Raw genomic sequence first — 330 nt, forward strand, 5'->3', positions numbered from 1 at the left:
CCACCATTTAAAGAGTGCGTAATAGCTCACTGGTCGAGTGACGCTGCGCGGAAAATGTAACGGGGCTCAAACCGGACACCGAAGCTATGGATAGATCGATCATCACCGTGGATCTCATGGTGAACTTGAAGGCGGGAGTTACATTTTGGGACGAATGCGATCCGTTGGTTCCATGAAAAGCATTCGTACAAAATCCTCCGATCAAACCTGGACACCACGAATCTAGGGTGATGATCGATCTGTGGTAGGGGAGCGTTCTGTACGCATGGAAGTCAGACCGGAAGGACTGGTGGAGTGTACAGAAGTGAGAATGCCGGTATAAGTAGCGAA

At 50.0% G+C, this 330-nt stretch carries 1 rRNA gene; it reads left to right on the forward strand.

The features are described 5' to 3' along the window. Nucleotides 1-330: ribosomal RNA gene (locus tag EFBL_RS01235) — 23S ribosomal RNA — on the forward strand; the annotation flags it as partial.

The sequence above is a fragment of the Effusibacillus lacus genome (assembly GCF_002335525.1).
Taxonomy (GTDB): Bacteria; Bacillota; Bacilli; order Tumebacillales; family Effusibacillaceae; genus Effusibacillus; species Effusibacillus lacus.